This is a genomic window from Streptomyces sp. NPDC054872 (assembly GCF_053610705.1).
Genome location: NZ_JBSGYY010000071.1, coordinates 1 through 21,687, shown reverse-complemented (window position 1 = coordinate 21,687; position 21,687 = coordinate 1). Strand labels below are relative to the sequence as shown.

The window sequence follows — 21,687 nt, the reverse complement described above, 5'->3', positions numbered from 1 at the left end:
CGCCGGAGGGGCTGAACTACTCAGCCCCTCCGGCGTTTGAGGAGCGGGGTTGAGGAGAGGAAAAACGCCCCTACTCCACCTGCTCCCGAAACGCCGGCAACTCAAAGATCCGCGTCTTCGCCTCGTCGTCCATCACCTCGACCAGCGGCATCACCAGCTCCCACAGGTCCCGCTTGTCGACCTCCAGGGCAAGTGCATCGAGGTCGGGCGCGGGCAACGCCCCGGCCGCGTCGGCGACGACCTTGCGGGACTCCTCCGGCAGCACCTCCACGAGCGGCAGGAACTCCGCCCACAGCCCAGTCGCGACCACCGCCCGAACCACCCCACCCAGTACCCCCGCATCCCGCAGGGAAGGCAGCACCGCGACCGCCCGCCTCTCCTCCTCCCCAAGGAGCGCGACCAGCGGAAGCAGTGACTCCCACAGGTCCTGCTCCGCCACTGTCGCGACCAGGGAGTCCAGCTCGGCCTGCGGCCGCCCCGCGGTGAGCGACGCGATACGCCCCCGCTGCTCCCCCGTCACCATCCCGGCGACGGCCAGCGCCTCCGGCCACAGCCCCTCCCCCGACGCGGAGGCGATGACCGACGCGAGACGCTCCGCGCCCATCAGATCGATGATCTGGCCCAGCCGCTCCGGCAGGTCGATCACGAACCCCGTCCGAAGGACAGCCGCATCGTCCACCTGCGGCAGGATCCGCCGCAGCGCCGAGTCCGGCAGGTAGCCGACGAAGCGGCCCATCGTCAGGTAGTCGCCCCGCTCGGCCAGTGCCACCGCGATCCGCACCACCAGGCCCTCGTCGAGCCGGTCGACGATGCCCTTGATCCTGCGCGGGTCGAGATGCCCGCACGACTCCGCCGTGAACGGCACCGGCAGCTTCTCGATGATGTCCGCGGCCCGGGCGGGTTCGAGGCGCCCGGCGACCCCGGCGGCGAGCCGCGGGCCGAGTGCCTTCTGCGAGATCGCGGCCGCGACCCCGGCCGGCACCAGCTTCGTCGCCGACGCGATCCGGTCCAGCATGTCGGGCGTACGGTCGAAGAGCGCCGCGACGCAGCTCTCGCGGAAGCGGCGTACGTCCTCGACGGGGAGTGCCGCGAGGAAGGAGAGCTCGTCCGGCTCCACGTCCAGCAGTCGCGCGATCTTCAGGGTCTCCGCCCTGCTCCGCAGCTTGTCCATGGCCTGCCCTTCCCTGGCGGCTATCGGAACAGAATCCGGCGTACGGGACCGCGGGCCAGCGCGGGCACCAGTTTCAGGGCCTCCTCGGCGGCCTCGTTCAGGCCCGAGGCGCGGCTCTCGCGTTCGCGCCGCAGGGCGTCAGCCAGCAGGGCCAGCTGTTCGGGCGCCAACTGCCCGAAGGATTCCGGCGGTTCGTCCCGCAGCTCCTTGCTCAGCTGCTCCCGCGCTTCGGTGCTCATAGGGCCTCCCATGGCCGGGTACGGCTCCGTACGGCTCCCGAGACTGGAGTGCGATTGACTAATAGTCAATAGAGCCGGATCCGGAAGGCGCGCTACCGCGAAACCGCACGTACTCTTGTGCGAATGAAACGTGCAGGCCTCCTCCTTCTCGCCGTCGCCCCGGTCGCCACGGTCGCCGTCTACCTCCTGGGCGGGGACTCCGACAGTGATGCCGCCGCAGGTCAGCACGGGCCCAGCACGCAGCGGCCGTACGACAAGGACAAGTCGGCGACCGAGATCGAGGCCGACGACAAGCTGATCGCGGACCTGCCCCCGGGCCTCGCGGCGCCCGCCAAGAAGGAGCTGGCCCAGAAGCTCGTGACGAGCGCGGAGAACTCCACGCTGAACTGGCGCGGCCAGTACGGCTACATCGAGGACATCGGCGACGGAAACGGCTACACCGCGGGCATCATCGGCTTCTGCACCGGCACCAACGACCTGCTGACCCTCGTCGAGCGGTACACGAAGGACCACCCGGACAACGGCCTCGCCCGCTACCTGCCCGCCCTGCGCAAGGTCGACGGCACCGACTCGCACGAGGGCCTGGACCCCGGCTTCACCAAGGCCTGGAAGGCGGAGGCCGCGAAGCCCGCGTTCCGCAAGGCGCAGGACAGGACGCGTGACGGCGTCTACTTCGACCCGGCGGTCCGCCTGGCCAAGCTCGACGGGCTCGGCACGCTCGGCCAGTTCATCTATTACGACGCGATGGTCCTGCACGGCCCCGGCACGGGCCCCCGCGGTTTCTACGGCCTGCGCGAGGCCGCCCTGAAGGAGGCGAACACGCCGGCCCAGGGCGGCAAGGAGAAGGCGTACCTGGACATCTTCCTCGACATCCGCACCCAGGCGATGAAGGAGAAGAAGGCCCACCGCGACACGACGCGCGTCGAGACGGCACAGCGCCAGTTCCTCTACGACGGCAACCTGGGCCTGAAGACGCCGCTGACGTGGAAGGTGTACGGGGAGACGTTCAAGGTCCCGTAAGCCCGTACACCTCCCGTGCGGGGGTCAGCCCTTGACGGCTCCCGCCGCCAAGCCCGAACCCAGCTTCCGGTGCACGATCACGAAGAAGATCATCACCGGCACGGTGACCAGCGTGGAGCTGGCCATGACCGGGCCCCAGGCCGTGGAGTTCTCACCGAAGAACTGGTAGATGCCCACGGCGGCCGTGTACTTGTCGCTGCCCTTCATGAACGTGTACGCGAAGACGAACTCGTTCCACGCCGTGATGAAGGCGAAGATCGAGGTCGCGACGAGTCCGGGCGCCACCAGCGGAAGCAGCACGGACCGGAACATCCGGAACCAGGAGGCCCCGTCGATGTACGCGGCTTCCTCGACCTCCTTGGGGACGGTCTGCACGAAGCCGCGCAGGGTCCAGATCGCGAAGGGCAGCGAGAGCGCGACGTACACGATCGTCAGGCCGAGCAGCGAGTTGAGCATGTCGTAGTCCCGCATCTGGATGAAGAGCGGGATGACGAGCGCCTCCAGCGGCACCATCTGCACGATCAGGACCATGATCAGTACGGAGGTGCGGAACCGGAACTTGAAGCGGGCCACCGCGATGGCCGCGAAGAGCGAGAGCACCCCGGCGGCGAGGATCGTGCCGAAGCCGACGAGCGCCGAGTTCAGCAGGTACGTGCCGAAGTTGCCCTTCTCGAACACGTAGGTGAAGTGCTCGAAGCTGAGGCCGCTGGGGAGCACGTCCGAACCGCGCGTGACGGCCTTCGGATCAAGTGCCGTGGAGATCATCCAGTACACGGGGAAGAGCGCGAAGAGCAGCAGCGCGGCGACCGCGACGGGCAGGCCGATGCGTGCGCCGAGTGTGGCGCGACGGACACTCACAGGTCCTCCTCCCCCTGCCGGAACAGCGTGCGGATGTAGACGATCGTGATGGCGAGCAGCAGCAGCGTCAGCAGGACGGCGGCCGCCGCGCCGGTGCCGTAGTCGTTCTTGGCGAACGCCTGGATGTAGGAGAAGACGCCCAGGTTGTAGACCTCTTCGTTGGCGCCGTCGCCGCCCGGCATCAGATAGATCTGGGTGAAGACCTTGAAGTCCCAGATGGTGGAGAGGATGGTCACCACGAGGAAGACGGGCTTGATCGTCGGCACGGTGATCTTCCAGAACCGCTGCCAGGCGTTGGCCCCGTCCAGCTCCCCCGCCTCGTAGAGCTCCTTGGGGATCGTCATCAGGCCCGCGAGGACGGTGATGGCGACGAACGGGAAGCCGTGGTGGACGACGTTCAGGGTCGCGATCGCGTAGAACGGGCCGCGTTCGGTGAACCAGTTGGTGGTCTCGGGGTCGATGAGCCCGATCGAGCCCGCGATCTGGCTGACCATGCCGTCCTGCGGCTGGAAGAGCCAGATCCAGACGTACGTCCCGGTGACGGCGGGCATGGCCCAGGCGGCGAGGATCGCGATGGAGCAGATCAGCCGCCAGGTCGAGCCGAGGCGGTTGAGCAGCAGCGCGACGAGCGTGCCGAGCGCGACGGTGAGGCCGACGCAGGCGATCGCGAAGAACGCCGTGTTGGGCAGGACGGTCTTCCACAGGAGTGCGCTGCCGAGCAGGTCGGTGTAGTGGTCGAATCCGGTGTACGTGCCCACTCCGCCGCCGAACTTGACGGCGTAGTCCTGCAGGGAGAGCTTGCCGACCTGGATCAGCGGCCAGAGCAGCAGGCCCGCGAGGACCAGGAGGGACGGGGCGAGGAGCAGCCACGGCCGGGCGAGGCCGACCAGCTTCTTCTTGCGGAGGGCCGCTTCGTGTTCCGGTCGGGGGGTGGCGGGGCGACGGGCCTCGGCGCCTTCCTTCGGCCCGTCGCTGACGAACGTTTCTTTCACGGTGCCGACTCGCCCTCGCCTACTTGTCCTTGGCGAAGATCGCGTCCATGTCCTTGGCGGCCTTGTCCGCCGCCTCCTGGACGGAGGACTTGCCGGTCAGGATCGACTGGACCATGCCGGGGATGACCTTCGATGCCTGGATCTCGCCGTACGCCTTGGTCTTGGGGACGGTCGCGCCGGCCTCCAGCATCTGCTGCGCGAACGGCTCGACCAGCGGATCCTTCTTGGCCTCGATCTTCTTCAGCTCGGAGTTCTGACCCGGGAAGTAGTTGGTCTCCTCGGCCCACTTGGCCGCGAAGTCACCGGTGGTCAGCATCTTCACGAACTCCCAGGCCAGGTCCTTCTTGTCCGTGTTGAACGTGGACAGGTAGGAGCCGCCGAGGAAGGACTTGCTCATGCCGCCGGTCTGGCCGGGGATCGGCACGGCGCCGAGCTTGCCCTTGAGGTCCGGGTTGGCCTCGACGATGGCCTTCGGCGTCCAGTTGCCGTTGACGGACATCGCGACCTCGCCCTTGCCCCAGGCGTCGCCGACCTCCTTCTCCGTCCAGGTGTTGACCTTGGCCGGGGAGACCTTGTCCTTGGTGGCGAGGCCCGTGTAGAACTCGATGCCCTTGACGGCCTCGGGCGAGTTGATGCCGGACTTCCACGTGCCGCCCTGCTCGGTGGCGAGTTCGCCTCCGGCGCCCCAGATGAAGGGGGTGGCGAACATCTCGGCGCCGCCCGCGACCGGGAAGGGGATCATCCCGGGCTCCTTGGCCTTCAGCGTCTTGGCCGCGGCCTTGAGCTCCTTCCAGGTGGTCGGCGCCTTCAGCTGGTGCTTCTCGAAGATGTCCTTGCGGTAGACGATGCTGCGTACGCCCGCGTACCACGGCATGCCGTACTGCTTGCCGTCGAGCGTGCCCGCGTCCTTGAGGCCCTCGACGAGGTCGTCGTTCAGGCCCGACTTCTTGACGTCGTCGGTCACGTCGACGAGGGCGCCGGTCTCGGCGAACTGCGGCACCCAGGTCGTGCCGACCTCGGCCACGTCCGGGACCTGGTCCTCGCCGCCCTCGATGGCGGTCGTGAACTTCTTCTGCGCGGTGGCCCACTGCTGGTACTCGACGTGGATCTTGGCGCCGGTCTTCTTCTGGAACGCCTTCTCGGCCTCCTTGAAGAAGGGCCTGGCGTCGGGGTTGGTGCCCTCCATGATCCAGACGGTGAGCGTCTTGCCCTTGCCGTCCGTCGCCTTGCCGCCGCTGTCGCTCCCGTCATCGCTGCCGCATGCCGTCGCGGTCAGTCCGAGCGTCATGGCGATACCTGCCGCGATGACCCGTCGCTTCATACCGGCCCCCTCATGGGTACGTGCTGTAACTGCGCCGATCCGTTTGTGGGAGCGATTCTGGTCACAGGCTCAGGGCGCGGTCTAGACCCATTCGGCTAGCGGGGCCGAAACGTGATTTGCGTTGCAAGCAATGCGCGTTGCGCGGGCTGCAACGCGTGGGCACGCCGCCGTGGCCTGGAAACGCCACGGCGCCCGCCCTGGTCCGGTCGGGGACAAGGCGGGCGCCGCATCAGTTCCGTACGCCGTTGTACGGGACGTACTGGGGGGCGGTACTAGACCATCAGAGAACGGTCCGTGGGGCGGATGGGTGACGGCAAGTCACTCGCCCCGGTCAGGAATCGGTCCACGCCCCGCGCGGCGGAACGGCCCTCGGCGATCGCCCAGACGATGAGCGACTGACCGCGACCCGCGTCACCGGCGACGAAGACGCCGGGCACGTTCGTCTGGAACTCGGCGTCACGGGCGACGTTCCCGCGCTCGTCGAGGTCCAGGGAGAACTGGTCCACCAGACCGTTCTCGCGGTCCGTGCCCGTGAAGCCCATCGCGAGCGTCACCAGCTGGGCGGGGATCTTGCGCTCCGTGCCCGGCTTCGGGGTCAGCTTGCCGTCGATGAACTCGACCTCGGTGAGGTGCAGGAACTGGACGTTGCCCTCCTCGTCGCCCTCGAAGTGGGTGGTCGAGACGGAGTAGACCCGCTCGCCGCCCTCCTCGTGCGCGGAGGTCACCTTGTAGAGCATGGGGAAGGTCGGCCACGGCTGGTTGGCGTTCCGGTCCTCGCCCGGACGCGGCATGATCTCCAGCTGCGTGACCGAGGCCGCGCCCTGGCGGTGGGCGGTGCCCACGCAGTCCGCGCCGGTGTCGCCGCCGCCGATGACGACGACGTGCTTGCCCTCGGCCGAGACCGGGGTCGTGACGTAGTCGCCCTCCTGGACCTTGTTGGCCAGGGGCAGGTACTCCATCGCCTGGTAGACACCCTTGAGCTCACGGCCGGGGACCGGGAGATCGCGTGCCATCGTGGCGCCCGCGGCGATGACCACCGCGTCGTACCGCTTGCGCAGCTTCATCGCGTCTATGTCGCGGCCGATCTCCACGCCCGTACGGAACTTGGTGCCCTCCGCGCGCATCTGCTCGATGCGGCGGTTGATGTGGCGCTTCTCCATCTTGAACTCGGGGATGCCGTAGCGCAGGAGGCCGCCGATGCGGTCCGCGCGCTCGTACACGGCGACCGTGTGACCGGCCCGCGTCAGCTGCTGGGCGGCGGCGAGACCCGCCGGGCCCGAGCCGATGACGGCGACGGTCTTGCCGGAGAGCCGGTCGGGCGCCTGGGGCAGCACGTCGTTGGCGTCCCACGCCTTGTCGATGATCGAGACTTCGACGTTCTTGATGGTGACGGCCGGCTGGTTGATGCCGAGCACGCACGCCGACTCACAGGGCGCCGGGCAGAGGCGTCCGGTGAACTCCGGGAAGTTGTTCGTGGCGTGCAGCCGCTCGGAGGCGGCCGACCAGTCCTCGCGGTACGCGAAGTCGTTCCACTCGGGGATCAGGTTGCCCAGCGGACAGCCCTGGTGGCAGAACGGGATGCCGCAGTCCATGCAGCGCGACGCCTGCTTGGAGATGATCGGGAGGAGGGAGCCCGGAACGTAGACCTCGTTCCAGTCCTGGACGCGCTCGCCGACCGGGCGGGTCTTCGCGACCTCGCGGCCATGGTTCAAAAAGCCCTTGGGATCAGCCATTGGTCGCCGCCTCCATCATCTTCTCGGTGATCTCGGTCTCGGAGAGACCGTCTCGCTCGGCGGCGTCCTTGGCGGCGAGCACTGCCTTGTACGTGCTGGGGATGATCCGGCTGAAGCGCTCCACGGCGGTGTCCCACTCGGCGAGCAGCTTCTCGGCGACGGTCGAGCCGGTCTCCTCCTGGTGGCGGCGCACGACGTCGTGCAGCCACGTCTTGTCGGAGTCGTCCAGGGCCTCGACGGCGCCCAGGTTGCCGGGGTTGACGTTGTCCCGGTCCAGGTCGATGACGTACGCGATGCCGCCCGACATGCCGGCCGCGAAGTTGCGGCCCGTCTCGCCGAGGACCACCGCGTGACCGCCGGTCATGTACTCGCAGCCGTGGTCGCCCACGCCCTCGGACACGACGGTCGCACCGGAGTTGCGGACGCAGAACCGCTCGCCCGTGCGGCCACGGAGGAACAGCTCGCCGCCGGTCGCGCCGTACCCGATGGTGTTGCCCGCGATCGTCGAGTACTCGGCGAGGTGGTCGGCGCCGCGGTCCGGGCGGACGATGATGCGGCCGCCGGAAAGGCCCTTGCCGACGTAGTCGTTGGCGTCGCCCTCGAGGCGCAGCGTCACGCCGCGCGGCACGAAGGCGCCGAACGACTGGCCCGCCGAGCCGGTGAAGGTGATGTCGATGGTGTCGTCGGGCAGGCCCGCGCCACCGAACTTCTTCGTCACCTCGTGGCCGAGCATGGTGCCGACCGTGCGGTTGATGTTGCGGATCGCGACCTGCGCGCGGACCGGCTGGGCGTCGGTCGCGCCGGCCGCGGAGAGCGCGTCGGCGGCGAGCTTGATCAGCTCGTTGTCGAGTGCCTTCTCCAGGCCGTGGTCCTGGGCGGCGATCTGGTGGCGCACGGCGCCGCCGGGCAGCGACGGCACGTGGAAGAGGGGCTCCAGGTCGAGGCCCTGCGCCTTCCAGTGCTTCACGGCGCGCTCGGTGTCGAGGAGCTCGGCGTGGCCGACGGCCTCCTCGATGGTGCGGAAGCCGAGCTCGGCGAGGATCTCGCGGACCTCTTCGGCGATGAACTCGAAGAAGTTGACGATGTACTCGGCCTTGCCGGAGAACCGCTCGCGCAGCGCCGGGTTCTGCGTGGCGATGCCGACCGGGCAGGTGTCCAGGTGGCAGACGCGCATCATGACGCAGCCGGAGACGACGAGCGGCGCGGTCGCGAAACCGAACTCCTCGGCGCCGAGCAGCGCGGCGATGACGACGTCACGGCCGGTCTTGAGCTGGCCGTCCGTCTGGACCACGATGCGGTCGCGCAGGCCGTTGAGCAGGAGCGTCTGCTGGGTCTCGGCGAGGCCGAGCTCCCAGGGGCCGCCCGCGTGCTTGAGCGAGGTGAGCGGCGACGCGCCCGTACCGCCGTCGTGGCCGGAGATGAGGACCACGTCGGCGTGGGCCTTGGAGACACCCGCGGCGACCGTGCCGACGCCGACCTCGGAGACCAGCTTCACGTGAATCCGCGCCTGCGGGTTCGCGTTCTTCAGGTCGTGGATCAGCTGGGCGAGGTCCTCGATGGAGTAGATGTCGTGGTGCGGCGGCGGGGAGATCAGGCCCACGCCCGGCGTCGAGTGACGCGTCTTGGCGACCCACGGGTAGACCTTGTGTCCCGGCAGCTGGCCGCCCTCGCCGGGCTTGGCGCCCTGCGCCATCTTGATCTGGATGTCGTCCGCGTTGACCAGGTACTCCGAGGTCACACCGAAGCGGCCGGAGGCGACCTGCTTGATGGACGAGCGGCGGGCCGGGTCGTACAGGCGGTCCGCGTCCTCGCCGCCCTCGCCGGTGTTGGACTTGCCGCCCAGCTGGTTCATGGCGATGGCGAGGGTCTCGTGCGCCTCGCGGGAGATCGAGCCGTACGACATGGCGCCGGTCGAGAACCGCTTGACGATGTCGGCGGCCGACTCGACCTCGTCGATGGAGATCGAGGGGCGGTCCGACTTCAGGTTGAACAGGCCGCGCAGCGTCATCAGGCGCTCGGACTGCTCGTTCACGCGGTCCGTGTACTTCTTGAAGATGTCGTAGCGGCGGTTGCGCGTGGAGTGCTGCAGGCGGAAGACCGTCTCCGGGTCGAAGAGGTGCGGCTCGCCCTCGCGGCGCCACTGGTACTCACCGCCTATGTCGAGCGCGCGGTGCGCGGAGGCGACGCCCGAACCCGGGTAGGCCTTCGCGTGCCGGGCGGCGACCTCCTGCGCGACGACGTCGATGCCGACTCCGCCGATCTTGGAGGTCGTGCCGACGAAGTACTTCGCGACGAAGTCCTCCTGGAGGCCGACGGCCTCGAAGACCTGCGCGCCGCGGTAGGAGGCGACGGTCGAGATGCCCATCTTGGACATGACCTTCAGGACGCCCTTGCCGAGCGCGTAGATCAGGTTCCGGATGGCCTGCTCGGCCCCGCCGTTCTCGTCGGCGTCCAGGAACGTGCCTGCCCGGACGAGGTCCTCGACGGACTCCATCGCGAGGTACGGGTTGACGGCCGCGGCGCCGTAGCCGATGAGGAGGGCCACGTGGTGGACCTCGCGGACGTCGCCCGCCTCGACGAGCAGGCCCACCTGGGTGCGCTGCTTCGTGCGGATGAGGTGGTGGTGGACGGCCGCGGTGAGAAGGAGCGAGGGGATCGGCGCGTGCTCGGCGTCGGAGTGCCGGTCGGAGAGCACGATCAGGCGGGCGCCGGCCTCTATGGCGGCGTCGGCCTCGGTGCAGATCTCCTCGATGCGGGCGGCGAGGGCGTCGCCGCCGCCGCTGACGCGGTAGAGACCGGAGAGGGTCGCGGCCGTCATGCCGGGCATGTCGCCGTCGGCGTTGATGTGGATGAGCTTGGCGAGCTCGTCGTTGTCGATCACCGGGAAGGGCAGCGTGACGCTGCGACAGGTCGCGGCGGTCGGCTCCAGGATGTTGCCCTGCGGGCCGAGCGAGGAGTGCAGCGAGGTGACGAGCTCTTCACGGATGGCGTCCAGCGGCGGGTTGGTGACCTGCGCGAACAGCTGCGTGAAGTAGTCGAAGATCAGCCGCGGGCGCTCGGAGAGGGCCGCGATCGGGGTGTCCGTGCCCATGGAGCCGAGCGGCTCGCCGCCGGTCTTGGCCATCGGCGCGAGGATGATGCGCAGCTCTTCCTCGGTGTAGCCGAAGGTCTGCTGGCGGCGCGTGACGGAGGCGTGCGTGTGCACGATGTGCTCGCGCTCGGGCAGGTCGGAGAGCTCGATCTCGCCGGCTTCCAGCCACTCCTGGTACGGGTTCTCGGCGGCGAGGGCGGCCTTGATCTCGTCGTCCTCGACGATGCGGTGCTCGGCGGTGTCGACGAGGAACATCCTGCCGGGCTGCAGGCGGCCCTTGCGGACGACCTTCGCGGGGTCGATGTCCAGGACGCCGACCTCGGAGCCGAGGACGACGAGGCCGTCGTCGGTGACCCAATAGCGGCCGGGACGCAGACCGTTGCGGTCGAGAACGGCGCCGACCTGGGTGCCGTCGGTGAAGGTGACGCAGGCCGGTCCGTCCCAGGGCTCCATCATCGTGGAGTGGTACTGGTAGAAGGCGCGGCGGGCCGGGTCCATCGAGCCGTGGTTCTCCCACGCCTCGGGGATCATCATCAGGACCGAGTGCGGAAGCGAACGTCCACCGAGGTGGAGGAGTTCGAGCACCTCGTCGAAGGACGCGGAGTCGGAGGCGTCCGGCGTGCAGATCGGGAAGATGCGGTCCAGCTTCTCGGTGCTGGTCTCGCCGGCGGAGGCGCTGTGCCCATGGTCGGCAGAGCCGAACAAGCCGGAGGCGAGCTGCGACTCGCGCGCCCGCATCCAGTTCCGGTTGCCCTTGACCGTGTTGATCTCGCCGTTGTGCGCGACGAAGCGGTACGGGTGTGCGAGCGGCCAGCTCGGGAACGTGTTCGTGGAGAAGCGCGAGTGGACGAGCGCGACGGCCGTGGCGAAACGGCGGTCGGACAGGTCGGGGAAGAACGGCTCCAGCTGGCCGGTGGTCAGCATGCCCTTGTAGACGATGGTCCGGGCGGAGAGCGACGGGAAGTAGGTCCCGGCCTCACGCTCGGCGCGCTTGCGCAGGACGAAGGCCTTGCGGTCGAGCGCGACGCCGGTGCTCTCGCCGTCGGCGACGAAGATCTGCCGGAAGACCGGCATCGTCGAGCGTGCGGTGGAGCCGAGCAGCTCGGGGGCGACGGGCACGTCGCGCCAGCCGAGGACCGTCAGGCCCTCCTCCGAGGCGATCGTCTCGATCTGTGAGACGGCGCCGTCCGTCGTACCCGCGGTGTCGACGGGCAGGAAGGCGATGCCGACGGCGTACGCTCCGGCCTCGGGGAGCGCGAAACCGGCGACCTCGCGCAGGAAGGCGTCCGGCACCTGGAGCAGGATTCCGGCGCCGTCACCGGAGTCGGGCTCGGAACCGGTGGCACCACGGTGTTCGAGATTGCGCAGTACGGTCAGCGCCTGTTCCACAAGCTCATGGCTGGCTACACCGGTGAGGGTGGCCACGAACCCGACACCACAGGCGTCGTGCTCGTTACGGGGGTCGTACATGCCCTGAGGGGCGGGGCGACCGTCCATGGGCGACCAGGCGTGCGTACGCATTGGCTCTCCCGTCGTCGTCGTGGCATATGCAATAAGCGAGGGACGACGTTGGCCCAGGCAAAATTTCGTGCAGGTTACATGATGGAACGCTTCTCGAAAAGCGGATAGCTCATTCCACCATGTGGACACCGCCCAGGGGCGTGGGGAGCGGTGGGGGACCTCTGCGGACAGATCGATGACCGTAGGCCCGAGAGCGGCACAGGCCTCATTGCCCGCAGCGCTTACGGCTCATGCCCGGTGGTTAAGGATTCGAAACCGCCGAGTAACGGCTAGTTATGCAGAGTCCCGCATAGGACTGCAAGGGTTCATCCTACGGCGGTACCGAACAAGCTGCCCAGGGCGTACGTCACACCCGCCGCCGCCCCGCCGAGCGCGAGCTGCCGCAGACCGCTGAACCACCAGGACCGCGCGGTCACCTTCGCCACCACGGCACCGCAGGCGAAGAGGCCGATCAGCGCGAGCAGCAGCGCGGGCAGGAACGTGTTCGCACCGAGCAGGTACGGCAGCACGGGCAGCAGGGCGCCGAGCGCGAAGGCACCGAAGGAGGAGACCGCGGCGACGGTCGGCGAGGGCAGATCGCCGGGATCGATGCCCAGCTCCTCGCGCGCGTGGATCTCCAGGGCCTGCTCGGGGTCCTTGGACAGCTGCTTGGCGACCTCGCGGGCGAGGCCGGGTTCGACTCCGCGCGACTCGTACAGGGCGGCGAGCTCCTTCTCCTCGTCCGCCGGGTGCTTGCGCAACTCCCGCCGCTCCACGTCGAGTTCGGCCTGTACGAGCTCACGCTGCGAGGCGACCGAGGTGTATTCGCCCGCCGCCATGGAGAAGGCTCCCGCGGCGAGGCCGACCAGACCCGTGACGACGATGGTCTGCTGCGAGACGGCTCCGCCGGCGACACCGGTCATCAGGGCCAGGTTGGACACCAGGCCGTCCATCGCACCGAAGACGGCGGGGCGCAGCCAGCCGCCGTTGACGTCGCGGTGGGTGTGGTTGTCGCGGTGTGCCTCGTGCAGTGCCGCTTCGGTCTCGATGATCGCCATGGTGGGCCCCCTCAGTGCTTGGACGATCTCGAAAGTACGCGCGAAAAATCGCTCTCGCCAGCAAGGAAGGCCGTACTTACCTGCATGAACAAGCGTCTGTCGAACCGGTGACCGCATGCGTCGGAGGGGTGACGTCGGCGGTGCGGATGCTCGCCTCGGGGGCGCCGCGTGGCAGGGATACCCGCAACGTCTCGGCACCATGGAGGCACGGCATGACGAGCTCGACCGGTGTGACAGGAGCGATCGGCCTGAGAGAGCGGGCGCGCGGCGCCCTCCTCGGCCTCGCGGTCGGCGACGCGCTGGGCGCGCCGGCGGAGAACATGAAGCCGTCGGAGATCCGCCGCCGTTGGGGACGCATCACCGGATACGTCGCCGAGCATCCCTCGGGCACGGACGACACCGAGTACGCGATCTTCTCCGGGCTCCTCCTGGCCCGGCACGGCTCGGCGCTCACCGTCGCGCACGTCGAGGCGGCCTGGCACGAGTGGATCGCGGATCTCGACGAGGGCCCTTTCCGGGGCGCGGGCTTCAGCGAGCGCGGCACGCTCGAGAACCTGCGCCGCGGCCTCGCGGCGCCCATCTCGGCGCAGCACCGGCACGCGTGGAGCGACGGCCTCGCGATGCGGGCCGCGCCGTTCGGGGTGTTCGCCGCGGGCCGGCCCGCCGAAGCGGCCCGGCTCGTCGCGATCGACGGCTCGGTCAGCCATGACGGCGAGGGCATCTACGGCGGGCAGGCGGTGGCCGCGGGGGTCGCGGCGGCGATGGGCGGCGAGCCGGTGGACTCGGTGGTGGCCGCGGCCCTGTCCGTCATCCCGGAGGACTGCTGGACGTCCCGCTCGCTGCGGCGGGCCGTGGCGGTGGCCCACCGCGGCGAACGCGCGGTCCGCTCCGCGGTGGTGATCGGCGGCTACCCCTGGACCGACCTCGCCCCCGAGGCGGTGGGGCTCGCCTTCGGGGCGTACGCGGCGGCCGCCGGGGGGTTCCCCGGGGCGGTGCTCACCGCCGTGAACATGGGGCGGGACGCGGACACCACCGCGGCGGTGGCGGGGGCGTTGGCCGGGGCGACCTGCGGGGCGGGGGCCATTCCGCCGCCGTGGGCCGCGGCGATCGCTCCCGCGCGGGGGAGCTGCTTGCCCTCGATGCGGGGCCATCACGTGCTGGACGTGGCGGACCTGCTTGTTTCTGGCCTGGGGGCCTCATGACCACCGACGAGCCCGCCGCGTCTTGGCCCGGGGCCGCGTTGCCGGAGGCCACGCCCGCCACGACTGGGCCTGGAGCCGCCCTGCCCGAGAACACGCCCGCCACGACTGGGCCTGGAGCCGCCCTATCGGAGGACGAGCGGCGCGCCACGACTTGGCCCGGAGCCGCCCAGCCCGAGAACACGCCCGCCACGACCTGGCCCGGAGCCACTCAGCCCGAAGACACGGCTGCCGCGACTCGGCGCGGAGCCGTCCAGCCCGAAGACACGCCCGCCACGCCTTGGCCCGGCGCCGACTTGCCGGAGGACGAGCCCGCCACGACTCGGCCCGGCGCCACCCTCCCCGAGCACACGCTCACCACGACCTGGCCCGGAGCCGCCCAGCCCGAGAACACGCCCGCCACGCCTTGGCCCGGAGCCGATTTTCCGGAGGACGAGCCCGCCACGACTCGGCCCGGCGCCACCCTCCCCGAGCACACGCTCACCACGACCTGGCCCGGAGCCGCCCAGCCCGAGAACGAGCCCGCCATGACTCGGCCCGGCGTCACCCTGCCCCAGCACAAGCCCGCCGCTACTCGGCCCGGTGCCGCCCTCCCCGAGCACAAGCCCGCCGCTTCGCGGCGGATCCTTTCCGCCCACCCACCCGTTTGCCCCGCAGCCGCTCCCGCCCCCGTGGGCCCCGTCGCTTCCACCAAGGGTGGGCACTCCGACCCCCTCGAAGGCGCTGCCGCTCCCGGCGCAGCCAAGCCTTCCGCCCGGGAAAACGGGTGGGCGCAGCCCGTGATGCCGGAGGGTGGTGAGCCGAGCGCCCAGCGGATCGCGGGGCTTCTCCTGGGGCTCGCCGCGGGGGACGCCGCCGGCTGGCCCGCGGCCAGGCACCGGGCCGCACGCATGCCCGAGTGGACCCGCAGGCTCACCCGCGAACTGGACACCTTCGCCGAGCAGAACGCCACCACCACCCTCCCCGTACCCATCGCGCTCAACCAGCCCCCGGAACCCCTCCGCCTCGGCCCCTCCGACGACGCCGAATGGGCGGCCTTCACCGCCGAGTCGCTGCTCCGCGCGGCGGACGGGACCCTCGACCCCGGGCTGTCCCCCGACCGCCGGGTCCGCGCGGCCCTCGACCTCGCCTGGAACACCCTCGCCAGCGAGATCGCCGCGGCGGCGGCCCGCGCCCCCGAGGTCGAGTCCGCGGTACTCCCCCTGCGCGCCCGCATCTCCGTACGCGCCGGCCTCGGCAACCTCGCCACCGGCCTGCGCCCGCCCGCCACCGGCCACGACAACCCCCACTTCTTCGACGACGCCGCCTGCGTACGCGCCTGCGTCCTCGCCCTCGTCCACCCCGGCGAGCCCGAACAGGCCGCCTCCCTCGCCGAGTTCGACGCCCGCTACTCCCAGGACGGCGACGGCGTACACGGTGCACGCGCCATGGCCGCCGCCGTCGCCGCGGCTCTGGGCGGCGCGGACGTCGACGCGGCCGTGGACGCCGCTCTCGCCCAGCTCCCGGAGCACACCGAGATCGGCCGCAACGCCTGGCACGCCGTCAAACTCGCCCGCAGCCAGCCCGAGGACGGCGCGTTCGGGATCGTCCCGCTCCTGGAACACCAGATCGTCGACCACGTCTACAGCTACGGCATCGCCGCCGCCGAGACCGTCCCGGTCGCCCTCGCCCTGGCGACCGCGGCCCGCGGCCGCATCCGTGACGCGGTCCCCGCCGCCGCCTGCCTCTCCCGCGTCGCCGACTCCGCACCCGCCCTGGCCGGCGCCCTGACCGGGGCGCTCGGCACGGCCGCAGCCATCCCCGAGGCCTGGCGCGACGCCTGCCGCACCCTCTCCGGGTGCGCGCTCCCCCGCCTCGCGGGCACCGACCTGGTGGAACTCGCCGGGCACCTCGCAGCCACGGAACCGACCACCCCGGGAGGACAATTCCGACATGACGTCACCAACACCCCGGACTCCGGCCACTGAGCTGCTTCCCACCGACCTGCCCCTCTCCGAGCGGATCACCGCCTGCCTGGTCGGTGCGGCGGTGGGCGACGCCCTCGGCGGCCCCGTCGAGGGCTACTCCCCCGAGCAGATCGTCGAACGGCACGGCGGCCGCGTACACGGCATCGTCGGCCCGTGGAACGGCGACCAGTGGCGCACCGCCCGCCCCATCGCGCCGTACCACAAGGGCGACGGGCACGTCACCGACGACACCTTGATGACGCACGCCCTCATCCGCGTGTACGCCGCCGTCCGCGACCACCTGGACGCCTACGCGGTCGCCGACCACCTGGTCCCCGACCTCATGTCGCACCCGCGCTGGATCCCGGAACTGGAGACGGAGGCCATCCCGCTGCACCGCCTGTTCCTCGCCGAGAAGTGGATCGTCGCCCGCATCCACTACGGGCACGTCGACCCGCGCGAGGCGGGCACGGGAAACATCGTCAACTGCGGCGCCGCGATGTACATGGCCCCGGTCGGCCTGGTCAACGCGGCGAACCCGCAGGGCGCGTACGCCGAGGCCCTCGATGTCGCCGGCGCCCACCAGTCGTCGTACGGACGTGAGGCGGCCGCCGTCTTCGCGGCGGCCGTGGCGGCGGCCTGCGCGCCGGGCGCGACCCCGACCTCGGTGATCGACACCGCGCTCTCCCTCGCGAAGGACGGCACGCGCGCTGCGATCGAGTCGGCGGCCGAAGTGGCCGCCCACTACACGGACTTCGAGTCGGCGCTCGCCCCCCTCCGCACCGCCGTCACCCCCTTCGACACGGTCGGCCAGGACTACCGCGCCCCCTCCCTCGGAGCCCGCCGCCCCTCCCGCCTGCACGCCATCGAGGAACTCCCGATCGCCCTCGGCATGCTCCTGGTGGGCGACGGCGACTACCGCCATACGGTGCTCGGCTCGGTCAACTACGGCCGTGACTGCGACTCCATCGCCACCATGAGCGGCGCGATCGCCGGCGCGCTGGGCTCGGAGGCACCGGCCGAGTGGTCCAAGACGGTCGCGGAGGCGAGCCGCCTGGACCTGCACGCCCCCGCGGCGGCACTCGCGGAGGTCACCCAGGAGATCTTCCTCAGCGACGTACGCCGCCGCCGCGCCCACGAGTCGGCGTACGCGGCCCTGACGGCGACCCCATGATCCGCCTCACCTGGGTCCAGCCGGAGGACTTGATCGGCCACGAACTCCGCCAGGCGGCGGAGGAGGGCACGGACGTGCGTTCCGTACGTGCTCGCTGGCTGACAGCGGGCGGCCACCTGGCCCCGCCCCGAGCGGGCGCCTCCCCCACACCGCCCTCCCCGGAGCTACGCGCCCTGGCCGTCCAGCTCCTGGACGAACTGTCCGCACCGCCGTGCCCACCCGCACCCGAGAACCAGGCCCCCGTGCGGGCCGCTCCGGGAAGGGGAGCCCGCGCGCGGAGCGCGCTGATGGGGCACAGCGGGGAGAAGAACGCCCTGCGCCACCGTCTGCACGCCGCCTGGCTGGGCAGAGCGGCAGGCTGCCTCCTCGGCAAACCGGTGGAGAAGCTCCCGCTGGAAGGCATCAGAAGCCTCGCCAGGGCAACAGGAAACTGGCCCCTCACCACCTGGTTCACGGAGAAGGGACTCCCCAGGGAGCTCCAGGACGCCTACCCCTGGAACAGACGCTCCGCGCGGACCTCCCTCGCCGAGAACATCGACGGCATGCCCGAGGACGACGACCTCAACTACCCCCTCCTCAACCTCCGCCTCCTCCAGCGCCACGGCAGACACTTCACCACCATGGACGTGGCGAAGCTCTGGCTGGACGAGCTGCCCGCCGCCCGCACCTTCACCGCCGAACGCGTCGCCTACCGCAACCTCCTGAACGGCATCGAGCCCCCGCACACCGCCACCCACCACAATCCCTTCCGCGAGTGGATCGGCGCCCTGATCCGCGCCGACGCCCACGGCTGGACGAACCCGGGCGCCCCCGACGCCGCCGCCGACCAGGCCCGCCGCGACGCGACCCTCACCCACACCGCCAACGGCGTGTACGGCGCGATGTTCGCGGCGGCCACCATCGCCGAGGCGGCGGCGGGCACCGGAGACGTCCACCACTGCCTGCGCACGGGCCTGGCCGTCGTACCGCAGGACTCACGCCTGTCCCGCGCCGTCCGCCACAGCATCCAACTGGCAAGCACGACAACGGACTTCGACGAGGTCGTGGACGGCCTGCACACCGCGTACGGCCACCTCCACTGGGTCCACGTCATCCCCAACGCCGCCCTCCTGGCCGCCGCCCTCACCCACGCCGACGGCGACTTCACCCGCTCCATCACGCGCGCGGTGTCCGGCGGCTGGGACACCGACTCCAACGGCGCCACCGCGGGCTCGATCGCGGGCCTGCTCGCGGGCCACCCGGACGCGCTGCCCGACCACTGGACGTCCCCGCTGAAGAACCGCCTCGCCAGCTCCGTCCCGGGCTTCGACGGCACCGGCTTCGACACCCTCGCGGACCTCACCACCGAACTCGCCGCACCAGCCGAACCAGCCGCACTCGCCCAGGAGACCCAGGAGAGGCCCCACCCATGACCCACATCGCCGTGCTCGGCAGCACGAACATGGACCTCGTCGCGTACGTCGCCAAGGCGCCGCAGCGCGGAGAGACCGTCACCGGGCGCGAGTTCCGCACGCTCCCCGGCGGCAAGGGCGCCAACCAGGCCGTCGCCGCGGCCCGCGCGGGCGCCGACGCCGTGTCGATGATCGGCGCGGTCGGCGCCGACGCCTTCGGCACCCAGCTGCGTTCCGCGCTCGAACACTCCGGCGTCGACACCGACCTGCTGCGCACCGTGGACACCGCGGCCACCGGCACCGCGCACATCGTGGTCGACGACGAGGGCGGCAACGCGATCGTCGTCATCCCCGGCGCCAACGCCACGCTCACCGCGCTCGCCCCCGGTGACGAAGGCCTGATCACCTCCGCCGACACCCTCCTGCTCCAGCTGGAGATCCCCGTGGAGGGGGTGCTCGCCGCCGCGCAGGCCGCCCGCAGGCACGGCGTGCGCACCATCCTCACCCCGGCACCCGCCCAGCCGCTGCCTCCCGAACTCCTCGACGCCGTCGACCTGTTGGTGCCGAACGAGTACGAGGCGGCCACCCTCACCGGCCTGACCGATCCGCACGACGCCGCCCGTGCGCTGCTCTCCCAGGTACCCGAGGTCGTCGTCACGCTCGGCTCGCGCGGCAGCCTGTACGCGGCCAGGGGCGCCGAGCCGGTCATGGTCCAGGCCCCGCACGTCACCGCCGTGGACACGACCGGCGCGGGCGACACCTTCGTCGGCACCCTCGCGGTGGCGCTCGCCGAGGGGGGCTCCGTGCGGGACGCGCTCACCTGGGCCTCGTCGGCCGCCTCGCTCTCCGTCCAGCGCCCGGGAGCATCCGCGTCGATGCCGTTCCGCTCCGAGATCGACACCCAGGCGAACGGCGGCGCGTCATGACGGCACCCCTGACCGGCGGTACGGCGCCTCTCACCGGCCTCCGCGTCCTCGACCTGGCGACGCTCTTCGCGGGCCCGCTCGCCGCGACGATGCTCGGCGACTTCGGCGCGGAGGTCATCAAGGTCGAGCACCCGCACAAGCCCGACCCGTCCCGCGGGCACGGTCCGTCCAAGGACGGCGTCGGCCTCTGGTGGAAGATCCTGGGCCGCAACAAACGCACGATGACCCTCGACCTCTCCACACCCGGCGGCCGCGAGACCCTTCTGCGCCTTGCCGAGACGGCGGACGTGATCGTCGAGAACTTCCGTCCGGGAACCCTGGAGAAGTGGGACCTGGGCTGGGAGGAGCTGAGCGAGGCGAACCCCCGCCTCGTGCTGACCCGCGTCACGGGCTTCGGTCAGTTCGGCCCGTACTCCCGCCGCCCCGGCTTCGGCACCCTCGCGGAGGCGATGAGCGGTTTCGCCGCGATCACCGGCGAGCCCGACGGGCCGCCGACCCTGCCGCCCTTCGGGCTCGCCGACTCGATCGCGGGGCTCGCGACGGCGTACGCGGTGATGACGGCCCTCGCCGCCCGCGACCGGACGGGCAGGGGCCAGGTGGTCGACATGGCGATCATCGAGCCGATCCTCACGGTCCTCGGCCCGCAGCCGCTCTGGTACGACCAGCTCGGCCACGTCCAGCCCCGCACCGGCAACCGCTCCACCAACAACGCGCCCCGCAACACCTACCGCACGGCGGACGGCAGTTGGGTCGCCGTCTCCACCTCCGCCCAGTCGATCGCGGAGCGCGTGATGCGCCTGGTGGGCCGCCCCGAACTGATCGCCGAGCCCTGGTTCGCGACGGGCGCGGACCGGGCGGCCCACGCGGACGAGCTCGACGGTGCGGTCGGCGGCTGGATCGCCCTGCACACCCGTGACGAGGTGATCGCGGCCTTCGAGAAGGCGGAGGCGGCGGTCGCCCCCATCCAGGACGTACGCGACGTGATGACCGATCCCCAGTACGCGGCCCTGGACACCGTCACCACCGTCGACGACCCGGAGCTCGGCCCGCTGCGCATGCAGAACGTCCTCTTCCGTCTCTCCGAGACCCCCGGCTCGATCGGCTGGGCGGGCCGCCCGCACGGAGCGGACACGGAGCAGGTCCTGGTTGAACTGGGCCTGACGGAAGGGGAGATCGCCGGGCTGCGCAAGGAGGGCGCCCTGTGAGGGAGACGCCTCTGACCTGGCTGTACGCGCCGGGAGACCGGCCTTCAGTGGTGGCGAAGGCGCTGCTCGCGGGCGCCGACGTCGTCATCGTCGACCTGGAGGACGCGGTCGCCCCCGACCGCAAGGAGTACGCGCGGGCGGCGACGGCCGAGCTGCTCTCCGAGGCCCCCGCCGTCCCGGTCCACGTCCGCGTGAACGCCCTGGACGGCCCGCTCGCCGAGGCCGACCTCGGGGCGATCGCGCACCTGCCCGGGGTCTCCGGTCTCCGCCTGCCCAAGGTGACCTGCCCCGCCGACGTCGTGCGCGTCGCGGAGCGGTCGGCTCCGGCGGACGGCGGTGCCCCCGCGCTGCACGCCCTGATCGAGTCCGCCGTCGGCCTGGAGCACGCCTTCGCCATCGCCACCGCGCACCCCGCCCTGCACGGACTGTCCCTCGGCGAGGCCGACCTCCGCGCGGACCTGGGAGTACGCGAGGAGGCGGGCCTCGACTGGCCTCGCGCGCGCGTGGTGGTGGCCGCGAGGGCCGCGGGCCTCGCACCGCCCGCACAGTCGGTGTACGCCGACATCCGTGACATCGAGGGGCTGACGGCGTCCTGCGCGCACGGCCGTTCCCTGGGGTTCCTGGGCCGCGCCGCGATCCATCCGCGCCAGCTCCCGGCCATCGAACGCGCCTACCTGCCCACGCCGGAGGAGGTCGACCACGCCGAGCAGATCGTCAAGGCGTCCACGACGGAGGCGGGCGCCCTGGCGCTCCCGGACGGCACGTTCGTGGACAAGGCCGTGGTGGACGGAGCGCGGCGGGTCCTGGAGCTGGCTCGGCGCCACCCGTAGCCGTTCATGGAGACGGGGCCGCCGGATCAGTGA

The 21,687-nt window shown here is 71.1% G+C and carries 16 protein-coding genes; 8 read left to right on the top strand and 8 right to left on the bottom strand.

Features of this window, described 5'->3' with window-relative positions; all coding sequences use genetic code 11:
- Positions 1 to 70: 70 nt before the first annotated feature.
- Positions 71 to 1,171, bottom strand: coding sequence for a hypothetical protein (locus ACWGIH_RS42820; RefSeq protein WP_453452418.1), 1,101 nt, complete (start codon positions 1,169 to 1,171; stop codon positions 71 to 73).
- A gap of 20 nt (positions 1,172 to 1,191) precedes the next feature.
- A complete protein-coding gene (locus tag ACWGIH_RS42815) occupies positions 1,192 to 1,410 on the bottom strand; it encodes a hypothetical protein (RefSeq protein ID WP_453452417.1) in 219 nt (72 codons plus the stop codon).
- A 123-nt stretch (positions 1,411 to 1,533) separates the two neighbouring features.
- Between ACWGIH_RS42815 and ACWGIH_RS42810 the strand changes: the two genes are divergently transcribed.
- A complete protein-coding gene (locus ACWGIH_RS42810) occupies positions 1,534 to 2,430 on the top strand; it encodes a chitosanase (protein WP_453452416.1) in 897 nt (298 codons plus the stop codon).
- 24 nt (positions 2,431 to 2,454) lie between these two features.
- On the opposite strand, the gene ACWGIH_RS42805 is transcribed toward ACWGIH_RS42810, so the two are convergent.
- The 6 genes from ACWGIH_RS42805 to ACWGIH_RS42780 form a co-directional block, all read right to left on the bottom strand.
- Positions 2,455 to 3,288: a carbohydrate ABC transporter permease gene (locus ACWGIH_RS42805; RefSeq protein WP_453452415.1), complete on the bottom strand. Its 834-nt coding sequence runs from the start codon at positions 3,286 to 3,288 to the stop codon at positions 2,455 to 2,457.
- On the bottom strand, positions 3,285 to 4,280 hold the full coding sequence (locus ACWGIH_RS42800; RefSeq protein WP_453452414.1) for a carbohydrate ABC transporter permease: 996 nt from the start codon (positions 4,278 to 4,280) through the stop codon (positions 3,285 to 3,287). The genes ACWGIH_RS42805 and ACWGIH_RS42800 overlap by 4 nt, the downstream gene beginning before the upstream one ends.
- A gap of 19 nt (positions 4,281 to 4,299) precedes the next feature.
- Complete coding sequence (locus tag ACWGIH_RS42795) at positions 4,300 to 5,601, bottom strand: sugar ABC transporter substrate-binding protein (RefSeq protein ID WP_453452413.1); 1,302 nt, start codon at positions 5,599 to 5,601, stop codon at positions 4,300 to 4,302.
- 272 nt (positions 5,602 to 5,873) lie between these two features.
- The gene (locus tag ACWGIH_RS42790) at positions 5,874 to 7,334 is read right to left on the bottom strand and encodes a glutamate synthase subunit beta (RefSeq protein ID WP_453452412.1); all 1,461 of its coding nucleotides are present in this window, start codon (positions 7,332 to 7,334) and stop codon (positions 5,874 to 5,876) included.
- Positions 7,327 to 11,946, bottom strand: coding sequence for a glutamate synthase large subunit (gltB, locus tag ACWGIH_RS42785; RefSeq protein WP_453452411.1), 4,620 nt, complete (start codon positions 11,944 to 11,946; stop codon positions 7,327 to 7,329). The genes ACWGIH_RS42790 and gltB overlap by 8 nt, the downstream gene beginning before the upstream one ends.
- Positions 11,947 to 12,251: 305 nt before the next feature.
- Complete coding sequence (locus ACWGIH_RS42780; RefSeq protein WP_453452410.1) at positions 12,252 to 12,983, bottom strand: VIT1/CCC1 transporter family protein; 732 nt, start codon at positions 12,981 to 12,983, stop codon at positions 12,252 to 12,254.
- 212 nt (positions 12,984 to 13,195) lie between these two features.
- Here ACWGIH_RS42780 and ACWGIH_RS42775 point away from each other — a divergent pair, with 212 nt between their 5' ends.
- From ACWGIH_RS42775 to ACWGIH_RS42745, 7 genes are all read left to right on the top strand, one after another.
- On the top strand, positions 13,196 to 14,185 hold the full coding sequence (locus ACWGIH_RS42775; RefSeq protein ID WP_453452409.1) for an ADP-ribosylglycohydrolase family protein: 990 nt from the start codon (positions 13,196 to 13,198) through the stop codon (positions 14,183 to 14,185).
- A 524-nt stretch (positions 14,186 to 14,709) separates the two neighbouring features.
- On the top strand, positions 14,710 to 16,149 hold the full coding sequence (locus ACWGIH_RS42770) for an ADP-ribosylglycohydrolase family protein (RefSeq protein WP_453452419.1): 1,440 nt from the start codon (positions 14,710 to 14,712) through the stop codon (positions 16,147 to 16,149).
- On the top strand, positions 16,115 to 17,302 hold the full coding sequence (locus ACWGIH_RS42765; RefSeq protein ID WP_453452408.1) for an ADP-ribosylglycohydrolase family protein: 1,188 nt from the start codon (positions 16,115 to 16,117) through the stop codon (positions 17,300 to 17,302). The genes ACWGIH_RS42770 and ACWGIH_RS42765 overlap by 35 nt, the downstream gene beginning before the upstream one ends.
- Positions 17,299 to 18,714, top strand: a complete 1,416-nt coding sequence (locus ACWGIH_RS42760; RefSeq protein WP_453452407.1) for an ADP-ribosylglycohydrolase family protein — start codon at positions 17,299 to 17,301, stop codon at positions 18,712 to 18,714. Before ACWGIH_RS42765 ends, ACWGIH_RS42760 begins: the two co-directional genes overlap by 4 nt.
- Positions 18,711 to 19,619 (top strand): ribokinase, encoded by a 909-nt coding sequence (gene rbsK, locus ACWGIH_RS42755; protein ID WP_453452406.1) that lies wholly within the window; start codon positions 18,711 to 18,713, stop codon positions 19,617 to 19,619. The genes ACWGIH_RS42760 and rbsK overlap by 4 nt, the downstream gene beginning before the upstream one ends.
- Complete coding sequence (locus ACWGIH_RS42750) at positions 19,616 to 20,824, top strand: CaiB/BaiF CoA transferase family protein (protein WP_453452405.1); 1,209 nt, start codon at positions 19,616 to 19,618, stop codon at positions 20,822 to 20,824. The genes rbsK and ACWGIH_RS42750 overlap by 4 nt, the downstream gene beginning before the upstream one ends.
- Positions 20,821 to 21,654: an HpcH/HpaI aldolase/citrate lyase family protein gene (locus ACWGIH_RS42745; protein ID WP_453452404.1), complete on the top strand. Its 834-nt coding sequence runs from the start codon at positions 20,821 to 20,823 to the stop codon at positions 21,652 to 21,654. The genes ACWGIH_RS42750 and ACWGIH_RS42745 overlap by 4 nt, the downstream gene beginning before the upstream one ends.
- Positions 21,655 to 21,687 lie beyond the last annotated feature (33 nt).

Bases quoted from the DNA above. Each gene is read 5' to 3' on its own strand.
- ACWGIH_RS42820 (WP_453452418.1), bottom strand. From the start codon at position 1,171: ATGGACAAGCTGCGGAGCAGGGCGGAGACCCTGAAGATCGCGCGACTG.
- ACWGIH_RS42815 (WP_453452417.1), bottom strand. From the start codon at position 1,410: ATGAGCACCGAAGCGCGGGAGCAGCTGAGCAAGGAGCTGCGGGACGAA.
- ACWGIH_RS42810 (WP_453452416.1), top strand. From the start codon at position 1,534: ATGAAACGTGCAGGCCTCCTCCTTCTCGCCGTCGCCCCGGTCGCCACG.
- ACWGIH_RS42795 (WP_453452413.1), bottom strand. From the start codon at position 5,601: ATGAAGCGACGGGTCATCGCGGCAGGTATCGCCATGACGCTCGGACTG.
- ACWGIH_RS42790 (WP_453452412.1), bottom strand. From the start codon at position 7,334: ATGGCTGATCCCAAGGGCTTTTTGAACCATGGCCGCGAGGTCGCGAAG.
- gltB (WP_453452411.1), bottom strand. From the start codon at position 11,946: ATGCGTACGCACGCCTGGTCGCCCATGGACGGTCGCCCCGCCCCTCAG.
- ACWGIH_RS42780 (WP_453452410.1), bottom strand. From the start codon at position 12,983: ATGGCGATCATCGAGACCGAAGCGGCACTGCACGAGGCACACCGCGAC.
- ACWGIH_RS42775 (WP_453452409.1), top strand. From the start codon at position 13,196: ATGACGAGCTCGACCGGTGTGACAGGAGCGATCGGCCTGAGAGAGCGG.
- ACWGIH_RS42770 (WP_453452419.1), top strand. From the start codon at position 14,710: ATGACTCGGCCCGGCGTCACCCTGCCCCAGCACAAGCCCGCCGCTACT.
- ACWGIH_RS42765 (WP_453452408.1), top strand. From the start codon at position 16,115: ATGACGTCACCAACACCCCGGACTCCGGCCACTGAGCTGCTTCCCACC.
- ACWGIH_RS42760 (WP_453452407.1), top strand. From the start codon at position 17,299: ATGATCCGCCTCACCTGGGTCCAGCCGGAGGACTTGATCGGCCACGAA.
- rbsK (WP_453452406.1), top strand. From the start codon at position 18,711: ATGACCCACATCGCCGTGCTCGGCAGCACGAACATGGACCTCGTCGCG.
- ACWGIH_RS42750 (WP_453452405.1), top strand. From the start codon at position 19,616: ATGACGGCACCCCTGACCGGCGGTACGGCGCCTCTCACCGGCCTCCGC.